The following is an 18,222-nucleotide window of genomic DNA, read 5'->3' as shown; positions in this document are numbered from 1 at the left end:
CGTCCTTTCGGCTGGTCAGCCGTCCACTCGTGACATCGTCGGAACCGGGGCGGACAACACATGAAACAGGGGCGCGGCCGATCAACCGCGCCCCCGTCCCGGATCGCGGGTCAGTGGAAGAAGTGCCGGGTGCCGGTGAGGTACATGGTCACTCCGGCCTCCTTGCAGGCGGCGATGGTCTCCTCGTCGCGGATCGAGCCGCCCGGCTGGACGATGGCCCGGACGCCGGCCTCGATGAGGATCTTCGGGCCGTCGGCGAACGGGAAGAACGCGTCCGAGGCGCAGACCGAGCCGCGGGCGCGCTCGGCGCCGGCCCGGCTCACCGCCAGCTGCGCCGAGTCGACCCGGTTGACCTGGCCCATCCCCACGCCGACGGTCGCGCCCTCGCGGGCCAGCAGGATCGCGTTGCTCTTCACCGCGCGGACCGCCCGCCAGGCGAACGCCAGGTCGCGCAGGGTGGCCTCGTCGGCCGCGTCGCCGGTGGCCAGCGTCCAGTTCGCCGGGTCGTCGCCCGGGGCGTCGATGCGGTCCCGCAGCTGCACCAGCACACCGCCGGTGACCTGCCGCCACTCGGCGGGCAGCGGGTCGAACGCGGGAGCCCGCAGCAGCCGGATGTTCTTCTTCCCCCGGAGGATCTCCAGGGCGCCCTCGTCGAAGCCGGGCGCCACCAGCACCTCGGTGAAGATCTCCGCGACCTGGCGGGCCAGCTCGACCGAGACCGGCCGGTTGACCGCGATCACCCCGCCGTACGCGGACACCGGGTCGCAGGCGTGCGCCCGGCGGTGCGCCTCGGCAACGTCGGCCCCGACCGCGATGCCGCACGGGTTGGCGTGCTTGATGATCGCCACGGCCGGCTGCTCGGGGAAGTCGTTCGCGGCCCGCCAGGCGGCGTCGGCGTCGACGTAGTTGTTGTAGGACATCTCCTTGCCGTGCAGCTGCTCGGCCTGGGCCAGGCCGGCGGGGCTGGCCGGGTCGGCGTAGAGCGCGGCCGCCTGGTGCGGGTTCTCGCCGTAGCGCAGCACCGCCTGGCGGCGCAGCGCCAGCCCGGCGAACGCGGGCCAGCCGTCGCCGGCCGGGGCCAGCTCGCGGGCGAACCACTCGGCGACGGCCACGTCGTAGTCGGCGATGTCGGCGAACGCGCGGGCCGCGAGGGCCCGCCGCTGGGCCAGGGTGAAGCCGCCCTCGGCGAGCGCGTCCCGCAGCGCCGGGTACGCCGCCGGGTCGGTCACGACTGCCACCGAGGCGTGGTTCTTGGCCGCGGCCCGGACCATGGCCGGACCGCCGATGTCGATCTGCTCGACGCACTCGTCCTGGCTCGCGCCGGAGGCGACAGTCGCCTGGAACGGGTAGAGGTTGGAGACCAGCAGGTCGATGCCCGCGATGCCGTGCTCGTCGAGCTGGGCGGCGTGCGCGTCCTTGCGCAGGTCGGCGAGGAGTCCGCCGTGGATCTTCGGGTGCAGGGTCTTGACCCGGCCGTCGAGGATCTCCGGGAAACCGGTCACCTGCTCGACCGGCGTCACCGGCACGCCCGCGCCGGAGATCGTCGACGCGGTGCTGCCCGTCGAGACGATCTCCACCCCGGCCTCGTGCAGGGCGCGGGCCAGCTCGACCAGGCCGGTCTTGTCGTAGACGCTGACCAGCGCCCGCTTGATCGGGCGCCGGACGTCCTCAGTGGAACTCACGGAATGGTGACCTTTCTACCGGTGATCGTCCAACCTTCACGGACCAGCCGACCGACCTGCTCGACGAGCTGGCGCCGCTCGGCGGACTTGATGCGCTCGGTGAGCGTCTCCTCGTCGTCGTCGTCCAGCACCGGCACGGCGACCTGGGCGACGATCGGGCCGGTGTCCATCCCGGCGTCGACGAAGAACAGGGTGGCCCCGGTGACCTTCACGCCGTACGCCAGCGCGTCCCGTGGACCGTGGATGCCGGGGAACGCCGGCAGCAGGGTGTTGTGCGTGTTCAGGTAGCGGTCGCCGAACGCGGCCAGGAAGTGCGGGCCGACGAGCTTGAGGAAGCCGGCGCTGATCACCAGGTCCGGCCGGTGCTCGGCGACCCGGGCGGTGAGCGCCCTGTCCCAGTCCTCGCGGGTCGGGTGGTCCTTCAGCCGCTCCACGAAGGCCGGTACGCCGGCCGCGGCGGCCCGGTCCAGGCCGGCGATCCCGTCGCGGTCGGCGCCCACGGCCACCACCCGGGCCCCGTACGCGGGGTCGGTGGCGGCATCCAGCAGGGCCTGGAGGTTGCTGCCGGAGCCGGAGACGAGGACGACGAGGCGGGCGACGGACGCGGGCTCGGTCACGCGGCAACCCTATCGGGCCTGCTGGCGTGTCCGACGCTCGGGCGGCCGCGCCTCGGGTGATCTCCCTCGTGGCGTCGGCACGATACGCTGCCGTCGCCCGGTGCCGTGCTCACGCCCGGCCCGGCGTCGGCATCGTGACCTTGGTCCCGGGCCCGTGTGCCGCGGGCGTCCCGGTGTCCGGGCGGAATGATGAGCGGCACACAACCGACCATGGACCGTCGACCCCCAGTTTGAGGAGCGCTCCCCACATGCAGCCCGGTTACCCCGGTCAGGACCCGCACGGCCAGCAGCCGAACCAGGACCCGACCTCCCCGCAGTACGACCCGTACGCCCAGCCCCCGCAGGCGCCCCAGTACGGCCAGCAGCCCACCTCGGGCCAGCCGTACGGGCAGGACCCGTACGCGCAGCCCCCGCAGTACGGCCAGCAGCCCACCTCGGGCCAGCCGTACGGCCAGCCGACCTCGGGCCAGCCGTACGGCCAGCCGACCTCGGGCCAGCCGTACGGCCAGCCGACCTCGGGCCAGCCCTACGGCCAGGACCCGTACGCGCAGCAGCAGCCGTACGGCGCGGCGCCCCAGTACCCGGCGGCCGGCTACCCGACCGGCGGCGGCCAGAACAACACGCTCGGGCTGATCGGCATGATCGCCGGTATCGCCTCGATCGTGCTCGGCCTCTGCTGCCCGCTGATCGGCATCCCGGCCGGCGTCGCCGGCATCGTGCTCGGCGTCATGGGCCAGAAGAAGGTCCAGGCGGGCGAGGCGAACAACGCCGGCCAGGCCAAGGCCGCCCTCATCTGCGGTGGCATCGGTGTGGTCATCGGCATCATCAACGCCATCGCCGGCGCCGCGATCAACCTGAGCAACCTCGGTTCCTGAACCGGCTCCCACGAGGGGGCGTCCGGCACCGCCGGCGCCCCCTCCGCCGTCTCCGGCGCCGGTCAGCGCTCGGGGCGGCGGGGCGGCGGGGCCGTCGGGCGGGGCGCGGTGGGTGCGCCGCTCAGGGTGCGGCCGGCGGCGGCGCCGAGGACCGCGCCGATAGCGACCACCAGGGTGGCCACGCCCGCCACCGGCCAGGGCGACGGGCCGATCTCGGCGAGCCGGCCGGCGCCCAGCGGACCACCGGAGGCCACCGCGGCCAGGCCGAGCAGCGCACCGGCGACCGGGCCGGCGAGCGCCGCCGGGACCAGCAGCGCCGACCACCCGACCGGCGCGCGTTCCTCGGCCGCGACCCGCAGCAGCCGGCGGGCCAGCAGCCAGCCGGCCGCCATGGCGGCCAGCACCGGCACCGCGAGCAGCCCGGCGCCCAGCCCGTCCACCGGGCCACGCGGCAGCCCGGCCAGCAACGGTACGGCCGGCAGCGCGCCCACGGAGACCTCGCTGGTCCGCACGGCGGTGTCGGTGCCGACGGCGAACCCGGGCCCGAGCAGGTAACTGGCCGACCAGACGGTGGCGTTCGGCGCGTACGCGAGGCTGACCAGGGTGATGCCCGCCTGACCGGCCACCCCCGTCCGGTACGCGCCGATCATGTCGGCCGCGTCGCCGCCCCCGGTCGCCACGGCCAGCCCGGCGGCCCCGGCGCCCGCGCCGAGCAGCAGCAGGCCGGCGACCAGCCCGGTGCGCAGCCCGTCGCGCAGCGCCGCCGGGGAGCGGCGGGCCAGCAGCACCCAGACGCCGGTGGTCCGCAGCGCGCCGGCCAGGGCGGCGAGCCCGCCGAGGACCGCGAAGGTCAGCCCGGCCCGGACCGGGGACACGCGCGGCCCGCCCGCGCCGACCACGATCGCGGCGAGAGCGCCGAGCAGCGCGTACCCGACCCCGACCCCGACCGCGACGGTGAGCGCCTGCCGGGGCGAGCGACCGCCCCGGGCGCCGATGGCCCGGCTGACGTGCACCCCGGCGCGGGTGAGCCGCCAGACGGCGAGGGCGGTCAGGGCGAGCGGCGCCAGGCCGAGCGGCCCGGCGGTGGTCTCCAGCGGCACGCCGTGGCCGAGCAGCCAGCCGACCAGGCCGGCGCGGAGCGCGCCGGTCAGCGAGCCGGCGTCCTCGCTGAGCTGGGCCAGGCCGAGCACCAGGGTGACCGGCAACCAGGACGTCACGGCGGCCCAGAGGGCCGCGACCCCGGCGGCGACGGGCAGCGGGGCCCGGCCGCGCGGGGGCTCCCCCGACCGGGGCGCGGGCACCCGCGGCGCCGGCCCGGCAGGGCCGGTCGGCCGGGCTCCGGCGGCGACTTCGGCGGCGGGGCGGCGGGGCTGGTCAGGGGTGACGCGTGACATCGGCTCTACTCTGGCATGCCGCGCGGGCGACGGCAGTCCGATACCGCCTCGGGACGGCGGCGAGTTCCCTGATCCACCGGCTCGGGGGCCCCGATCCGGTTTAGCCTCGGCCCAGGACGCGACCTTTCCTGTCGCGGCACCGACCGCTCGGAGGAAGCCGTGAACGCTCCGTATCCGCCGCCCCCGCCGCCACCGGCCGCCGGCCGGGACCGGACCACGCTCTGGGGCATCCTGGGGATCGTCACCGGCCTGCTCTGCTGCGGCATCCTCGGCATCGTCTTCGGCTACCTGTCGATCCGGGACGCGAAGCGCTTCGGCAGGTCCCCGCTGCTCGGCTGGCTGGCCATCGCGTTCGGCGTCATCAACCTCATCGCCAGCGCCATCATCCGGTCCCGGGGCAACTACTACTCCCCCTACTGGTACCGGTAGGAAGCGTGAGGGGGCCGACCGGACCCGGTCGACCCCCTCGGCACGTCACGGGACCGCTCAGCGGCCGGACATGATCTCCCGCATCAGCTTGGCGGTCTCGGTCGGGGTCTTGCCGACCTTCACGCCGACCGCCTCCAGCGCCGCCTTCTTGGCGTCGGCGGTGCCCGCCGAGCCGGAGATGATCGCGCCGGCGTGGCCCATGGTCTTGCCGGGCGGGGCGGTGAAGCCGGCGATGTAGCCGACCACCGGCTTGGTGACGTTGGCCTTGATGAACTCGGCCGCCCGCTCCTCGGCGTCGCCACCGATCTCACCGATCATGACGATCGCGTCGGTCTCCGGGTCCGCCTCGAAGGCGGCCAGCGCGTCGATGTGGGTGGTCCCGATGATCGGGTCACCGCCGATGCCGACGCAGGTGGAGAAACCGATGTCACGCAGCTCGTACATCATCTGGTAGGTCAGCGTGCCGCTCTTGCTGACCAGGCCGATCCGGCCGGAGCCGGTGATGTCGGCCGGGATGATGCCGGCGTTGGAGGCGCCCGGCGAGGCGATGCCCGGGCAGTTCGGGCCGATGATCCGGGTCCGCTCGCCCTTGGCCACGTTGTACGCCCAGAACGCGGCGGTGTCGTGCACCGGCACGCCCTCGGTGATCACCACGGCCAGGTCGATGCCGGCGTCGATGGCCTCGACCACCGCGGCCTTGGTGAACTGCGGCGGCACGAAGATGACCGTGACGTCAGCCCCGGTCTCCTTCATGGCGTCCGCCACGGACGCGAAGACCGGCAGCTCGGTGCCGTCGAAGTCGACCTTCTGGCCCGCCTTGCGCGGGTTGACGCCGCCGACGACGTTGGTGCCGGCGGCGAGCATCCGCCGGGTGTGCTTGGAACCCTCGGAACCGGTCATCCCCTGCACGATGACCTTGGAGTCCTTGGTCAGCCAGATAGCCATTGTCAGACCCCCGCAGCTGCCAGCTCGGCGGCCCGCTCGGCCGCGCCGTCCATGGTGTCGACCCGCTGGATCAGCGGGTTGTTCGCGCCGTCGAGGATCGCCCGACCGGCCTCGGCGTTGTTGCCGTCGAGACGGACGACGAGCGGCTTGGTGGCCTTCTCGCCGCGCTGCTCGAGCAGCGCCAGCGCCTGCACGATGCCGTTGGCGACCGCGTCGCAGGCGGTGATGCCGCCGAAGACGTTGACGAAGACGCTCTTCACCGACGGGTCGGAGAGCACGATCTCCAGGCCGTTCGCCATGACCTCGGCGCTCGCGCCGCCGCCGATGTCGAGGAAGTTGGCCGGCTTCACGCCGCCGTGCCGCTCACCGGCGTACGCGACCACGTCGAGCGTGGACATGACCAGGCCCGCGCCGTTGCCGATGATGCCGACCTCGCCGTCGAGCTTGACGTAGTTGAGGTCCTTCTCCTTGGCGGCCTGCTCCAGCGGGTCCACCGACGCCTGGTCGACCAGGGCCTCGTGGTCCGGGTGCCGGAACGCGGCGTTCTCGTCGAGGGTGACCTTGGCGTCCAGCAGCAGCAGCTTGCCGTCCTTGGTCGTGGCCAGCGGGTTCACCTCGACCAGCGTGGCGTCCTCGGCGACGAACGCCTGCCACAGCTTGACCGCGACCTCGACCACCTGGTCGGCGACCTCGGCCGGGAAGCCGGCCGCGCTCACGATCTCGCGCGCCTTGGCCTCGTCCACGCCGGTGTTCGCGTCGATCGGGGCCTTGACGACCTTCTCGGGGGTCTCGGCGGCGACCTGCTCGATGTCCATGCCGCCGGCGACGCTGGCGATGCAGAGGAAGGTGCGGTTCGCCCGGTCGAGCAGGTACGAGAAGTAGTACTCCTCGGCCACGTCCGCGGTCACGGTGATCATGACCTTGTGGACCGTGTGACCCTTGATGTCCATGCCGAGGATGTCGGTGGCACGGGCCACCGTCTCCTCCGCGCCCTCGGCCAGCTTCACGCCGCCGGCCTTGCCGCGGCCGCCGACCTTCACCTGCGCCTTGACGACCACCCGGCCGCCGAGGCGCTCGGCGATCGCGCGGGCCTCCTCCGGGGTAGTGGCGACGCCGCCGGCGAGCACGGGCAAGCCGTGCCGCTCGAACAGGTCCCGCCCCTGGTACTCGTACAGGTCCACGATTGCGCGTCCCGTCCCGTCTCCGCGGCGCGCCGTCGCGCCGCCACCAGCGTTGGAAAATCAGTTTGACGCCTGTCATCAGATGAGACAGGTCATTTGCCGCAGCCTAACGAGATGGGAACCGGCGGCAACCGAGCGGGTGCACGGTGTGCGGTAATGCACAGCCGTCTGTGCCGCGCCGGGCTCAGCCCACCCGGCAGCGACCGGCCGCGTATCCGACCACGGCTCGCATGATCTCGTCCTCGCCGCGGTCGGCGTGGTTGACCGTGGCGGTGAAGCCGGTGCCGAAGAACGCCTGCTGCATCCCCGAGTCGAGCGCGGTGAACGCCCCCAGCCCGCTGCCGACCCGCGGGTCGCGCGGCTTGACGCAGAGCATCTTCTCCAGCGCCCACCGCCGCAGGTAGATCCGGTCGATCGCCTCCCACGGCAGCCAGATCGCCTGCCCCCGGGTCGGCCGCGTCTTGATCCACAGCCCCGCCGGCCCGAGCGCGAGCACCGGGCCGCCGGAGGAGACCAGCCAGAGCTGGAGGCCGACCGGCACGACGAAGAAGAGCAGCACCACCGGGATGATGAAGAGCAGCCCGAGGCCGCCGCCCTCGGACGACGCGGCCAGGCCGATCGGGCAGGCGATCACCAGCCCGACCACCAGGGTCACCAACCCGAGGGTCAGCGCCCGCTTGCGCAGGCTCGGCCGGACCACGAACGGCAGGTCCTCCGGGATCCGCTTCGCCGTCGGCGGCGGCTGCGCCGGCCCGACCCCGAAGGGGTACGCCGGCGGCGCGGCCGGCCAGCCGGGCGCGGGCTGCTGGTGCGGGGCGGCCCAGCCGCCCGGGGCCGGCTGCTGCGACGCGGGCCAGCCCTGGCCGGGCTGGGCGGGCTGCGGCGGCGCGGGCCAACCAGGGCCCTGTTGCTGCGGCGGGGGCCAGCCCTGGCCGGGCTGCTGGGGCGCCGGCCACCCCGCGGGCGGTGGGGGCGGGCCGCCGGCGGGGTCGGGCTGCGGGTACGGCGGCTGGGTCACGGCGGGCTCCCGGCGGGGGTCGTCGACCGCGGGACGCGGTCCGGGCAGGCACACGATACGACCCGGGCCCACACCGCGAGGTCCCTGGAAAGCGGCCCGTCCGAGGTGTCCGGGACGCGGGCCGTCAGCCGTCCGGGGGATGTTGTGGAACAGGCGTAACCCCCTGTTGGGGGCGTCGTTGAGTCTGATGTCGGAGCGCTGGTCAGGCGCGACGACGGGAGCGGCCGATGCCCTGTCGGTCGAGGGGTGGCGGCGGGGCATCGTGCATAGAGGGGCCGGGCGTGTGAGGGGTGCGTCCGGCCCCTCCCCCTGTCCGCACACCGGCGATCCGCCCACCTCGGGCCGGCACGTGGCGACCCGCGGGTCAGGCGACCGGCTGGGCGACGTTCTCCCGGACCCACTCCACGATCGACTGCGTGGTGGCGCCGGGGGTGAAGATCTTGGCGACGCCGAGCCGCTGGAGTTCCGGGATGTCGGCGTCCGGGATGATGCCGCCGCCGAAGACCACGATGTCGGCAGCGTCGCGCTCGGCGAGCAGTTCGAGGACCCGCTTGAAGAGGGTCATGTGCGCGCCGGACAGCACCGAGAGGCCGACCGCGTCGGCGTCCTCCTGGATCGCGGTCTCCACGATCTGCTCCGGGGTCTGGTGCAGGCCGGTGTAGATGACCTCCATGCCCGCGTCACGCAGGGCACGGGCGACGACCTTCGCGCCTCGGTCGTGGCCGTCCAGGCCGGGCTTCGCGACGACGACCCGGATACGAGAGCTCATCAGCGCACACCTTTCACCGGCTCCGGCACTCCTGACCTGAACGAACGGTAACCCGCCCCGCCCGGGGCCGGAAACCCGGGCTGCGCCTTACCGCCCCACCCTGTTCGCGGGAAGCCGGACACCTCCGCCGATCGGTCACTGTCCGCGACGAACGGGCAGTTGCGGGGCCACCCGACCGGGGGCACGAGCTATGACAAGAGCGGATGGAAACGGACAGAACGAAACGCCAATTCGGCGCTTCGGCTTGTGACAGGAGTGGCGGTTGGCTAACGTGTCCACGGTTGTCATCAGGTCCACGGACGGGTGACGACGCGACACCGGAGGTTCGACCGAGCTTCACCGAACGGTCCGGAGTCGCATCGGATCCCCGACAACGGAGGGTGTGCGTGCGCCAGCGCCTGTCGTCTGAGCCCGATAGATATCGCGGCCGCCGCCGCGTACCCACCCCCCCGCGGAGCCGCTACGCCGCGGTCGTGACCACCGCCTTCGTGGGCGCCGGCATCGTCGCCCTCGGCGCGAACGCCCTCCCCGACGCCAAGAGCGTCAGCCCGTCGGTCCTCGACGAGCTCAAGCAGGCCTCGATCACCAGCCAGGACGCCGCGGCCCGGGCCGACAGCGCGAACCGCGCCACCCGTGACGACCGCGCCGGCGGCAAGACCGCCACCGAGCAGGACACCTGGCTGCTCCCCCTGCACGGCTACGACTTCCAGTCGCCCTACGGCATGCGCTGGGGCAAGCTGCACACCGGCATCGACCTGGTCGCCCCGGAGGGCACGCCCTACCGCGCGATCCACGACGGCCAGGTCACCAAGGCCGGCTGGTTCGGTGGCTACGGCTACGCGGTGATCGTCCGGCACGCGGACGGCAGCGAGGCCATCTACGGCCACTCCTCGGCGGTGACCGTCAAGGAGGGCCAGCAGGTGAAGGCGGGCGACCAGCTCGGCCTGGTCGGCAACACCGGCCACTCCTACGGCTCGCACCTGCACCTGGAGATCCATGTCAACGGCCAGCCGCTCGACCCGGTGCCGTGGCTCAAGGAGCGCGGAGTGGACATCCAGCTCGAAGTCGAGGCAATCTACAGCGAGGTAGCCGCGTCCTGACGCTGCGTATCGCCCGTTGACCGCCCGGATCAGTCGATCCGGGCGGTTTTGTCTGCGCCAAAGTCTGCCGGGTCACATCGACGATTGTGGCCGGTACCACAGCTCGCCATGATCGTTTACCGCCGCAAACCGGTCAAGTCAGAACAAACCCGGACAGGCACCGTCAGCGGCCCCACCGACTCCCCGGAGCCCCGTACCCGGCGACCTGCCGGCCGACACCAGTATTTCGAGGTCACGTGCCCCTCGACTGATGAAGGTTTCCGTGCAGGAAGACAGCTCCATCCAGAACGAGAACACCCCGGACAACGCTCCCGCCCGGCACCGGCGCCAGCGCCCCGTCCGGCGTACCGCATATGTCGTCGTCGGCGCGGTGGCCCTGCTGGGCCTCGGCGTCGGCGGTGTTTCCGTCGCCACCGTCGACCACGGCACCCCGACCCCCGCCGCCGTCGACTTCGACGCCCAGGCGCGCGCTGAGGCCGCCGCCCGCGCCGACCGCTCGACCCGCGAGTCGACCGCCCCGGTCACCCCCTCGGCCACCCCGGCCAGCCCGTCGCCGAGCCCGAGCACGGCCAGCCCGAAGCCGACGAGGACCGCCCCCAAGCCGAAGAAGACCACCAAGCCGAAGCCGGCCTGGGTCATCCCCATGAAGGGCGCCGAGATCACCTCCTGCTTCGGGCAGCGGTGGGGCACCCTGCACGCCGGCATCGACTTCGCCATGCCGGCCGGCACCCCGATCCACGCCGCCGCGGCGGGCACCGTGGTCAAGGCCGGCAACGCCGGCGACGGCTACGGCAACTCCGTCTTCGTCGACCACGGCAACGGCTACCTGACCCACTACGCCCACCAGAGCCGGCTGATCGTCAGCGTCGGCGACAGGGTGACGGCCGGTCAGGTCATCGGGTACGAGGGCTCCACCGGCGACTCCACCGGCCCGCACCTGCACTTCGAGGTGCACAAGGGCGCCATGTGGAACCAGATCGACCCGGCGCCGTTCCTGCGCGCCCGGGGCATCGACGTGGCCTGCTGACGGCCACGGCACGAGGGAGGGGCCCGGTCCGGCACATCGCCGGACCGGGCCTCACTCGGCTCAGAGCTTGTCGATCGGGGCGTGCCGGAGGACCAGCCACATGGTCTGGTCGCCGAAGTCGATCTGCGCACGGGCGCCCGGCCCGTGCCCCTCGACCGCCAGCACCCGGCCGAGGCCGTAGCGCTGGTGGTTGACCCGGTCGCCCACCGAGACCTTGGGGGCCTGCTTCAGCTCGCTGGCGGTGGCCAGCCGGCTGGCGTCGACCCCGAGCCGCTTGGCGAGCTGGGTCGCCTTGGGCGTGCCCCCGGTGAAGCCGCCGCGCCCGCCGGGCACCCGGTCCGCCCGGCCGCCGACGCCGCCGCCCCCACCGGCCCACGAGGTGTACGACCCCTCGGTGCGCTCCCAGCGGACCAGCTCGGTCGGTAGCTCCTCCAGGAAGCGCGACGGCGGGTTGTAGGCCGGCGCGCCCCACGCCGAGCGGGTGACCGCCCGGGACAGGTAGAGGCGCTGCCGGGCCCGGGTGATGCCCACGTACGCCAGCCGCCGCTCCTCCTCCAGCTCGCGGGTGTCGCCCAGCGAGCGCAGGTGCGGGAAGACGCCGTCCTCCAGGCCGCTGAGGAACACCACCGGGAACTCCAGCCCCTTGGCGGTGTGCAGGGTCATGAGGGTCACGACACCCTGGTGGTCCGGGTCGTCGGCGGGGATCTGGTCGGCGTCGGCGACCAGCGCCACCTGCTCCAGGAAGCCGGCCAGGGTGGCCCGCTCGTCCTCCTCGCCCAGCGCCTCGATCCGCTCGGTGTACTCCCGGGCGACGCTCACCAGTTCCTGGAGGTTGTCCACCCGGCCGGCGTCCTGCGGGTCGAGGCTCTCCTCCAGCTCGGCCAGGTAGCCCGAGCGGGTCAGCACGGCCTCCAGCACCTCCTCCGGGGTGCCGGTGGCGGCCAGCTCGCGCGCGTCGTCGAGCAGCGCGACGAACTCGGCGATGCCGTTGGCGGCCCGGGTGGAGATGCCCGGGGCGTCCTTGGCCCGGCGCAGCGCCGCGCCGAAGGAGATCCGGTCGCGGCCGGCCAGCGCCTCGACGCACGCCTCGGCCCGCTCCCCGATGCCCCGGCGCGGGGTGTTGAGGATCCGCCGCAGGCTGACCGTGTCGTCGTCGTTGACAACGGCGCGCAGGTAGGCCAGCGCGTCGCGGACCTCCTTGCGCTCGTAGAAGCGCACCCCGCCGACCACCTTGTAGGGCAGGCCGACCCGGATGAACACCTCCTCGAAGACCCGGGACATGGCGTTGGTGCGGTAGAACACGGCCACGTCGCCCGGGCGGGTGTCGCCCGCGTCGACCAGCCGGTCGATCTCCCGGGCCACCCAGTCCGCCTCGGCGTGCTCGGTGTCGGCCACGTAGCCGACGATCTGCTCGCCGGCCCCGGCGTCGCTCCACAGCCGCTTGGGCTTGCGGGAGGTGTTCCGGTCGATCACCGCGTTGGCGGCGTTGAGGATGGTCTGGGTGGAGCGGTAGTTCTGCTCCAGCAGGATCGTCCGCGCGTCGGTGAAGTCCCGCTCGAACTCCAGGATGTTGCGGATGGTGGCGCCGCGGAACGCGTAGATCGACTGGTCGGCGTCTCCGACCACGCAGAGCTCGGCCGGCGGGATGCCCTCCGTGCCGGAGACCAGCTCCTTGATCAGCACGTACTGGGCGTGGTTGGTGTCCTGGTACTCGTCGACAAGCACGTGCCGGAACCGGCGCCGGTAGCTCTCCGCGACGTGCGGGTGCGACTGGAGCAGGTGCACCGTCGTCATGATGAGGTCGTCGAAGTCCAGCGCGTGCGCCTCGCGCAGCCGCCGCTGGTAGAGCGTGTACGCCTCGGCCAGCGCCCGCTCGTTGGGGCCCTTGGCCCGGCCGGCGAACTCCTCCGGGTCGACCAGCTCGTTCTTCAGGTTGGAGACCTGGGCGGCCAGGCCGCGCGCCGGGTAGCGCTTCGGGTCCAGGTCGAGCTCCCGGGCGACCATCTGCATGAGCCGGCGGGAGTCGTCCGCGTCGTAGATCGAGAAGGTGGACTTCAGGCCGGCGTGCTCGTGCTCGGCGCGCAGGATCCGGACGCAGGCCGAGTGGAAGGTCGAGACCCACATCAACCGGGCACGCGGGCCGACGAGCGCGGCCACCCGTTCCTTCATCTCGCCGGCGGCCTTGTTGGTGAAGGTGATCGCGATGATCTCGCCGGGGTGGACGTCCCGCGCGCCGAGCAGGTAGGCGATCCGGTTGGTCAGCACCCGGGTCTTGCCGGAGCCGGCGCCGGCGACGATGAGCAGCGGGGAACCGGCGTGGGTCACCGCGTCCCGCTGGGGGCCGTTCAGGCCGGCGAGGAGTGCCTGCGGGTCCGCGTGCCGACCCCCGGGCCGGTGCGGCGGGGTCGGCCGGGGCTCCGGCGCGGGCGGGGACGCGGGGATGTCGAAGAGAGGATGCATCGCACGGCGAGTCTATGCCGACAGCCGGACACTTCCCGCCCACGCGGCCCCGACGAGACGAAGGCGTCACGTCCCACCTGTTGGCGGGTTTCCTTGCGCCCCCGCCCCGCGGGTCGGCATACTCGACGGCGTGTTCGGTCAGCGCTTCTACTTTTACTACGGCACCGGGAGTCCGGCAGCCGTGGGTCGCGCCTGATCACAGACCTACGAAAAGCCCCGGGCTCCTGGAGCCCGGGGCTTTTCCGTCCCGGGATCCGGGTACCGGGCCCGAGACCCCGAGGGGTACGACGATGATGACTGACGTGGTGGAGTCCAGCGGCGGCCTGGCGCGGCACGACGGGCCCGCCGGCGGTGACCCGACCGGGGCCGCGGCGGCCCGGACCGGCACCGGCGACTCGGCGGCGGCCGAGCGGATCAGCGAGATCCGGGAGCGGATCGACGAGATCGACCGCACGATCATCGCGCTCTGGCAGGAGCGGGCCGCGCTGTCCCAGGAGGTCGGGGCCACCCGGATGGCCTCCGGCGGCACCCGCCTCGTGCTCTCCCGCGAACGGGAGATCCTGGAGCGGTTCCGCAAGGCGCTCGGCGCGGACGGCACCCAGCTCGCACTCCTGCTGCTGCGCGCCGGCCGCGGGCCGCTGTGAGGGCCCGGCGGCGCGGCAGCCGCCGGATACGACGAACCGCCTGCCGGCGTCGCTGTGACGCCGGCAGGCGGTCCGGGGTGGATCAGGCCGCCTCGTGGGTGGCGACGATCTCCCGCTTCTCCGCGAAGTGGCACGCGCTCGGGTGATCCGAGCCCCGCCGGATCTGGAGCAGCGGCACCTCCTGGGCGCAGATGTCCTGCGCCTTCCAGCACCGGGTGCGGAACCGGCAGCCCGAGGGCGGGCTGACCGGCGAGGGGACGTCACCCTGGAGCCGGATGATCGCCTTGCTCTCCCGCACGGTCGGGTCCGGCACCGGCACCGCCGACAGCAGCGCCTGGGTGTACGGGTGGGTCGGCCGCTCGTAGATCTCGTCCTCGGTGCCGACCTCCACCATCTTGCCCAGGTACATGACGGCGACCCGGTCGGACAGGTGGCGCACGACCGACAGGTCGTGGGCGATGAAGACGTACGAGAGACCGAACTCGGCCTGGAGCTTCTCCAGCAGGTTCATCACCTGCGCCTGGATCGACACGTCCAGGGCCGACACCGGCTCGTCGCAGACGATGACCTCGGGCCGCAGGGCCAGCGCCCGGGCGATGCCGATGCGCTGCCGCTGGCCGCCGGAGAACTGGTGCGGGTACCGGTTGATGTGCTCCGGGTTGAGACCGACCAGGTCGAGCAGCTCCTTGACCTTGTCCCGGCGGGACCGCCTCGGGGCCACCTCGGGGTGGATCTCGAACGGCTCGCCGATCAGGTCACCGACCGTCATGCGCGGGTTCAGCGAGGTGTACGGGTCCTGCATCACCAGCTGGATCTGCCGGCGCAGGCGCCGCAGCGCGCCGCCGGAGAGCTTGGAGATGTCCTGGCCCTTGTAGAGCACCTGGCCGGCGGTCGGCTTCTCCAGGTTCATCAGCACCCGGGCCAGCGTCGACTTGCCGCAGCCGGACTCGCCGACCACGCCCAGCGTCTCGCCGGCCTTCAGGTCGAAGGAGACGCCGTCGACCGCCTTGACGTGACCGATGGTCTTCTTGAACACCACACCCCGGGTCACGGGGTAGTGCTTGACCAGGTCACGGACCTCGATGATGTTCTCAGTCACGGTTCACGAGCTCCTCGGCGAAGTGGCAGGCGCTGGCCCGGCCGCGGCCCAACTGCAGCAGCGGGGGCACGTTCTCCCGGCACACCGGCTGCGCCATGGGGCAGCGCGGGTTGAAGGCGCAGCCCGGCGGGATGTTCATCAGGTTCGGCGGGAGGCCCTTGATGGTGCGGAGCTCCTGCCCCTTCTCGTCCATCCGCGGGATCGAGTTGAGCAGGCCGAGGGTGTACGGGTGCGCCGGCTTGGCGTACAGGTCGTACACGTCGGCTTCCTCGACGATCCGGCCGGCGTACATGACCGCGATCCGGTCCGCGACGTCGGCGACCACGCCGAGGTCGTGGGTGATCAGGATCATGCCCATCTGCCGCTCCCGCTGGAGCTCGCCGAGCAGGTCCATGATCTGGGCCTGCACGGTCACGTCCAGCGCGGTGGTCGGCTCGTCGGCGATCAGCACCTCGGGGTCGAGCGCCAGCGACATCGCGATCATGGCGCGCTGCCGCATACCACCCGAGAACTGGTGCGGGTAGTTGCTGTACCGGCCCTTGGCGTTCGGGATCTTGACCTGGTCGAGCATCTCGATCGCGCGCTTCTTGGCGTCCGCGCGGCTCATGCCGCGCCGGATGCGGAACTGCTCGGCGATCTGGAAGCCGACGGTGAAAACCGGGTTGAGGGCGGAGAGCGAGTCCTGGAAGATCATCGCAATGCCTTCACCACGGATCCGGCGCCGCTGCTCGGGGGACATCTTGAGCATGTCCTTGCCGTGGAAGCGGACCTGGCCACCGGTGACGAAGCCGGGCGGGGTGTCGAGGATGCCCATGATGGTCTGCGCGGTGACGCTCTTGCCGGAGCCGGACTCGCCGAGCACGGCGAGGGTCTCTCCCGCGTCGACGTGGTACGTCACCCCGTTGATGACCTTGGCGACACCGTCCCGGGTGCGGAACTCCACCCGCAGGCCGTCGACCTCGAGCAGGCGGCCCGAGGGGCGGCCGGATCCGTCGGCGCCCGGCGCGGACTGCTCGGACACGAGAATGTCGGACAACTCAGTTCCCCTATCGGAGCTTCGGGTCGAGGGCCTCGCGGACCGCCTCGCCGAGCATCACGAAGCTCAGCACGGCGATGACGAGGAACGCGGAGGGGAAGAACAGCAGGAACGGCGAGACCCGGATGTAGTTCTGCGCCTCGCTGATCATGATGCCCCAGGAGACCACCGGGCTCTTCAGGCCGATGCCCAGGAAGGACAGCGTGGCCTCCGCGCCGATGAACGAGCCGACCATGATCGTGCCGTACACCAGCAGCGGCGCCAGGCAGTTCGGCAGCAGGTGCTTCAGGATGATCCGGCCGGTGCCGGCGCCCAGCGCACGGGCCGCCACGATGTAGTCGGCCTCCTTGGTGGCCAGCACCGAGGAGCGCATCAGCCGCATCACGACCGGCCAGCTCAGCACGGTCAGGGACAGGATGACCAGCCCCATGATCGTCCACTCGCCGTTGTCGGTGCCCGAGCCGTTGAACGTGGTCAGGATGACGATCGAGCCGAGCACGAACGGCAGGCCGAAGAAGATGTCCGCGATCCGGGACAGGACCGCGTCCACCCAGCCGCCGCGGTAGCCGGCGACGATGCCCATCGCGCCGCCGAACAGCAGGGTGCCGATGGTCGACAGCAGCGCCACCACGATCGAGGCGCGGGCGCCGTAGATCACCCGGGAGTAGACATCGCGGCCCTGCACGTCGTAGCCGAACCAGGCGTCGGCCGACGGCTCGGCCCGGCTGCGGGACAGCGCGCCGTTGACGGCGTCGCCGGAGGTGAACAGCGACGGGAACGCCGCCATCACCACGAAGAGCAGGATGAACGAGGCGGAGATCCAGAACAGCGGCTTGCGGCGCAGGTCACGCCAGGCGTCGCCGAGCAGGCCGCGCGGCTTCTCCCGCTTCTTCGCGCTGTCCGGCAGGCCGGCGTTCGTGGGCGCGCCGGAACCGGCCTCGGTCGGCATGGTCGCGGGCGGCGTCGAGACGATCGACGCGGTACTCGGGTCACTCATAGCGGATCCTCGGGTCCAGGGCGGCGTAGAGCAGGTCCACCAGCAGGTTCATCACGAGATAGACGAGCACCAGCACCACCACGATGCCGACAACGGTAGCGCTCTCCTTGGTGACGATCGCCCGGAGCACCTGGCGGCCGATGCCGTTGATGCCGAAGATGCCCTCGGTGATGATCGCGCCGCCCATGAGGGCGCCGAGGTCGGTGCCGAGCAGGGTGACGACCGGGATGAGCGAGTTGCGCAGCAGGTGCACGCCGACGACCCGCCGCATGGGCAGGCCCTTGGCGATGGCGGTGCGGACGTAGTCGGCCCGCCGGTTCTCGGCGATGCTGGTGCGCGCCACCCGGGCGATGTACGCCATCGAGGCGCTACCGAGCACGAAGCCCGGCACGATCAGCTCGCTGAACCGCATCTCGTTGGAGACCGTCGGGGTGATGATGCCCCACTTGACGCCGAGGAGCCACTGGAGCACGAAGCCGATGACGAAGACCGGCAGCGCGATCAGGAAGAGGGTGGAGATCAGGACCAGGTTGTCCAGGAAGCCGTTGCGCCGGAGACCGGTCAGGACGCCCGCGCCGAGGCCGATGATGGCCTCGATGGCGAGCGCGACCACCGCCAGCTTCAGGGTGTTCGGGTACGACGTCGAGATGATGTCGCTGATCTCGCGACCGCCGAACGTGATACCGAAATCACCCTGGAGAAGGTTCTTCATGTAACTGGCGTACTGCACCCAGATCGAATCGTCGAGATGGTACTTCTCGGTCATCATGGCCCGGTAGTTCGGGGGGCAACCGCGGTCGCCGCACTTGCCGGCGAACGGGTCGCCGGGCACCGACCAGACGAGCCAGTAGATCAGGAACGTCGTGCCGATGAAGACCGGCACGAGTTGCAGCAGCCGTCTCAAGAGATAACGGCCCATGGGGTGGTCCTCCAGACAGGGGGGCGCGTC

At 72.2% G+C, this 18,222-nt stretch carries 17 protein-coding genes; 5 read left to right on the top strand and 12 right to left on the bottom strand.

All coding sequences use genetic code 11. The annotated features are described in order from the left end of the window. Window positions 1–110 precede the first annotated feature (110 nt). Both purH and purN read right to left on the bottom strand, forming a co-directional pair. Entirely contained in the window at window positions 111–1,682 is a 1,572-nt protein-coding gene (gene purH / locus GA0070603_RS24160) for a bifunctional phosphoribosylaminoimidazolecarboxamide formyltransferase/IMP cyclohydrolase (RefSeq protein ID WP_091318228.1), read from the bottom strand. Next, on the bottom strand, window positions 1,679–2,299 hold the full coding sequence (purN, locus tag GA0070603_RS24155; RefSeq protein ID WP_091318225.1) for a phosphoribosylglycinamide formyltransferase: 621 nt from the start codon (window positions 2,297–2,299) through the stop codon (window positions 1,679–1,681). The genes purH and purN overlap by 4 nt, the downstream gene beginning before the upstream one ends. A gap of 248 nt (window positions 2,300–2,547) precedes the next feature. On the opposite strand from purN, the gene GA0070603_RS32425 reads away from it, so the two are divergent. Continuing rightward, a complete protein-coding gene (locus GA0070603_RS32425) occupies window positions 2,548–3,174 on the top strand; it encodes a DUF4190 domain-containing protein (RefSeq protein WP_091318222.1) in 627 nt (208 codons plus the stop codon). Between the two features lie 62 nt (window positions 3,175–3,236). On the opposite strand, the gene GA0070603_RS24145 is transcribed toward GA0070603_RS32425, so the two are convergent. Further along, window positions 3,237–4,568 (bottom strand): cell division protein PerM, encoded by a 1,332-nt coding sequence (locus GA0070603_RS24145; RefSeq protein ID WP_091318219.1) that lies wholly within the window; start codon window positions 4,566–4,568, stop codon window positions 3,237–3,239. Between the two features lie 159 nt (window positions 4,569–4,727). Here GA0070603_RS24145 and GA0070603_RS24140 point away from each other — a divergent pair, with 159 nt between their 5' ends. Beyond that, window positions 4,728–4,997, top strand: a complete 270-nt coding sequence (locus tag GA0070603_RS24140; RefSeq protein ID WP_091318216.1) for a hypothetical protein — start codon at window positions 4,728–4,730, stop codon at window positions 4,995–4,997. 57 nt (window positions 4,998–5,054) lie between these two features. On the opposite strand, the gene sucD is transcribed toward GA0070603_RS24140, so the two are convergent. The 4 genes from sucD to icmB all read right to left on the bottom strand — a co-directional run bounded on the left by sucD (window position 5,055) and on the right by icmB (window position 8,910). Further along, on the bottom strand, window positions 5,055–5,942 hold the full coding sequence (gene sucD, locus GA0070603_RS24135; protein WP_091262595.1) for a succinate--CoA ligase subunit alpha: 888 nt from the start codon (window positions 5,940–5,942) through the stop codon (window positions 5,055–5,057). A 2-nt stretch (window positions 5,943–5,944) separates the two neighbouring features. Further along, window positions 5,945–7,123 carry an ADP-forming succinate--CoA ligase subunit beta gene (gene sucC / locus GA0070603_RS24130; protein ID WP_091318213.1) on the bottom strand — a complete coding sequence of 393 codons (1,179 nt, stop codon included), beginning with the start codon at window positions 7,121–7,123 and terminating at the stop codon, window positions 5,945–5,947. A gap of 184 nt (window positions 7,124–7,307) precedes the next feature. Next, entirely contained in the window at window positions 7,308–8,141 is an 834-nt protein-coding gene (locus GA0070603_RS24125; RefSeq protein WP_091318211.1) for a hypothetical protein, read from the bottom strand. Window positions 8,142–8,505: 364 nt separating this feature from the next. Continuing rightward, entirely contained in the window at window positions 8,506–8,910 is a 405-nt protein-coding gene (icmB, locus tag GA0070603_RS24120; RefSeq protein WP_091318208.1) for a coenzyme B12-dependent isobutyryl CoA mutase small subunit, read from the bottom strand. Between the two features lie 386 nt (window positions 8,911–9,296). On the opposite strand from icmB, the gene GA0070603_RS24115 reads away from it, so the two are divergent. Further along, the gene (locus GA0070603_RS24115) at window positions 9,297–10,010 is read left to right on the top strand and encodes a M23 family metallopeptidase (protein ID WP_091318205.1); all 714 of its coding nucleotides are present in this window, start codon (window positions 9,297–9,299) and stop codon (window positions 10,008–10,010) included. A 262-nt stretch (window positions 10,011–10,272) separates the two neighbouring features. Beyond that, window positions 10,273–11,037 carry a M23 family metallopeptidase gene (locus tag GA0070603_RS24110; RefSeq protein WP_244282599.1) on the top strand — a complete coding sequence of 255 codons (765 nt, stop codon included), beginning with the start codon at window positions 10,273–10,275 and terminating at the stop codon, window positions 11,035–11,037. Window positions 11,038–11,097: 60 nt separating this feature from the next. On the opposite strand, the gene pcrA is transcribed toward GA0070603_RS24110, so the two are convergent. Then, window positions 11,098–13,497 (bottom strand): DNA helicase PcrA, encoded by a 2,400-nt coding sequence (gene pcrA, locus GA0070603_RS24105; RefSeq protein ID WP_091318199.1) that lies wholly within the window; start codon window positions 13,495–13,497, stop codon window positions 11,098–11,100. A 290-nt stretch (window positions 13,498–13,787) separates the two neighbouring features. Here pcrA and GA0070603_RS24100 point away from each other — a divergent pair, with 290 nt between their 5' ends. Next, on the top strand, window positions 13,788–14,141 hold the full coding sequence (locus GA0070603_RS24100) for a chorismate mutase (RefSeq protein ID WP_091318197.1): 354 nt from the start codon (window positions 13,788–13,790) through the stop codon (window positions 14,139–14,141). 82 nt (window positions 14,142–14,223) lie between these two features. On the opposite strand, the gene GA0070603_RS24095 is transcribed toward GA0070603_RS24100, so the two are convergent. Genes GA0070603_RS24095 through GA0070603_RS24080 form a run of 4 tightly spaced genes read right to left on the bottom strand, consistent with a single transcriptional unit; the run spans window position 14,224 to window position 18,192 of the window. Further along, a complete protein-coding gene (locus tag GA0070603_RS24095; protein ID WP_091318194.1) occupies window positions 14,224–15,240 on the bottom strand; it encodes an ABC transporter ATP-binding protein in 1,017 nt (338 codons plus the stop codon). Next, a complete protein-coding gene (locus GA0070603_RS24090) occupies window positions 15,233–16,261 on the bottom strand; it encodes an ABC transporter ATP-binding protein (protein WP_091318191.1) in 1,029 nt (342 codons plus the stop codon). Before GA0070603_RS24090 ends, GA0070603_RS24095 begins: the two co-directional genes overlap by 8 nt. Window positions 16,262–16,286: 25 nt before the next feature. After that, on the bottom strand, window positions 16,287–17,273 hold the full coding sequence (locus GA0070603_RS24085; protein ID WP_091318189.1) for an ABC transporter permease: 987 nt from the start codon (window positions 17,271–17,273) through the stop codon (window positions 16,287–16,289). Further along, complete coding sequence (locus tag GA0070603_RS24080) at window positions 17,266–18,192, bottom strand: ABC transporter permease (RefSeq protein ID WP_091318186.1); 927 nt, start codon at window positions 18,190–18,192, stop codon at window positions 17,266–17,268. Before GA0070603_RS24080 ends, GA0070603_RS24085 begins: the two co-directional genes overlap by 8 nt. Between the last annotated feature and the right edge of the window lie 30 nt (window positions 18,193–18,222).

The organism is Micromonospora chersina (assembly GCF_900091475.1).
GTDB classification, from domain to species: domain Bacteria; phylum Actinomycetota; class Actinomycetes; order Mycobacteriales; family Micromonosporaceae; genus Micromonospora; species Micromonospora chersina.
Note: the sequence above shows the minus strand (reverse complement) of the source record. Positions and strands in the feature narration are given on the sequence as shown.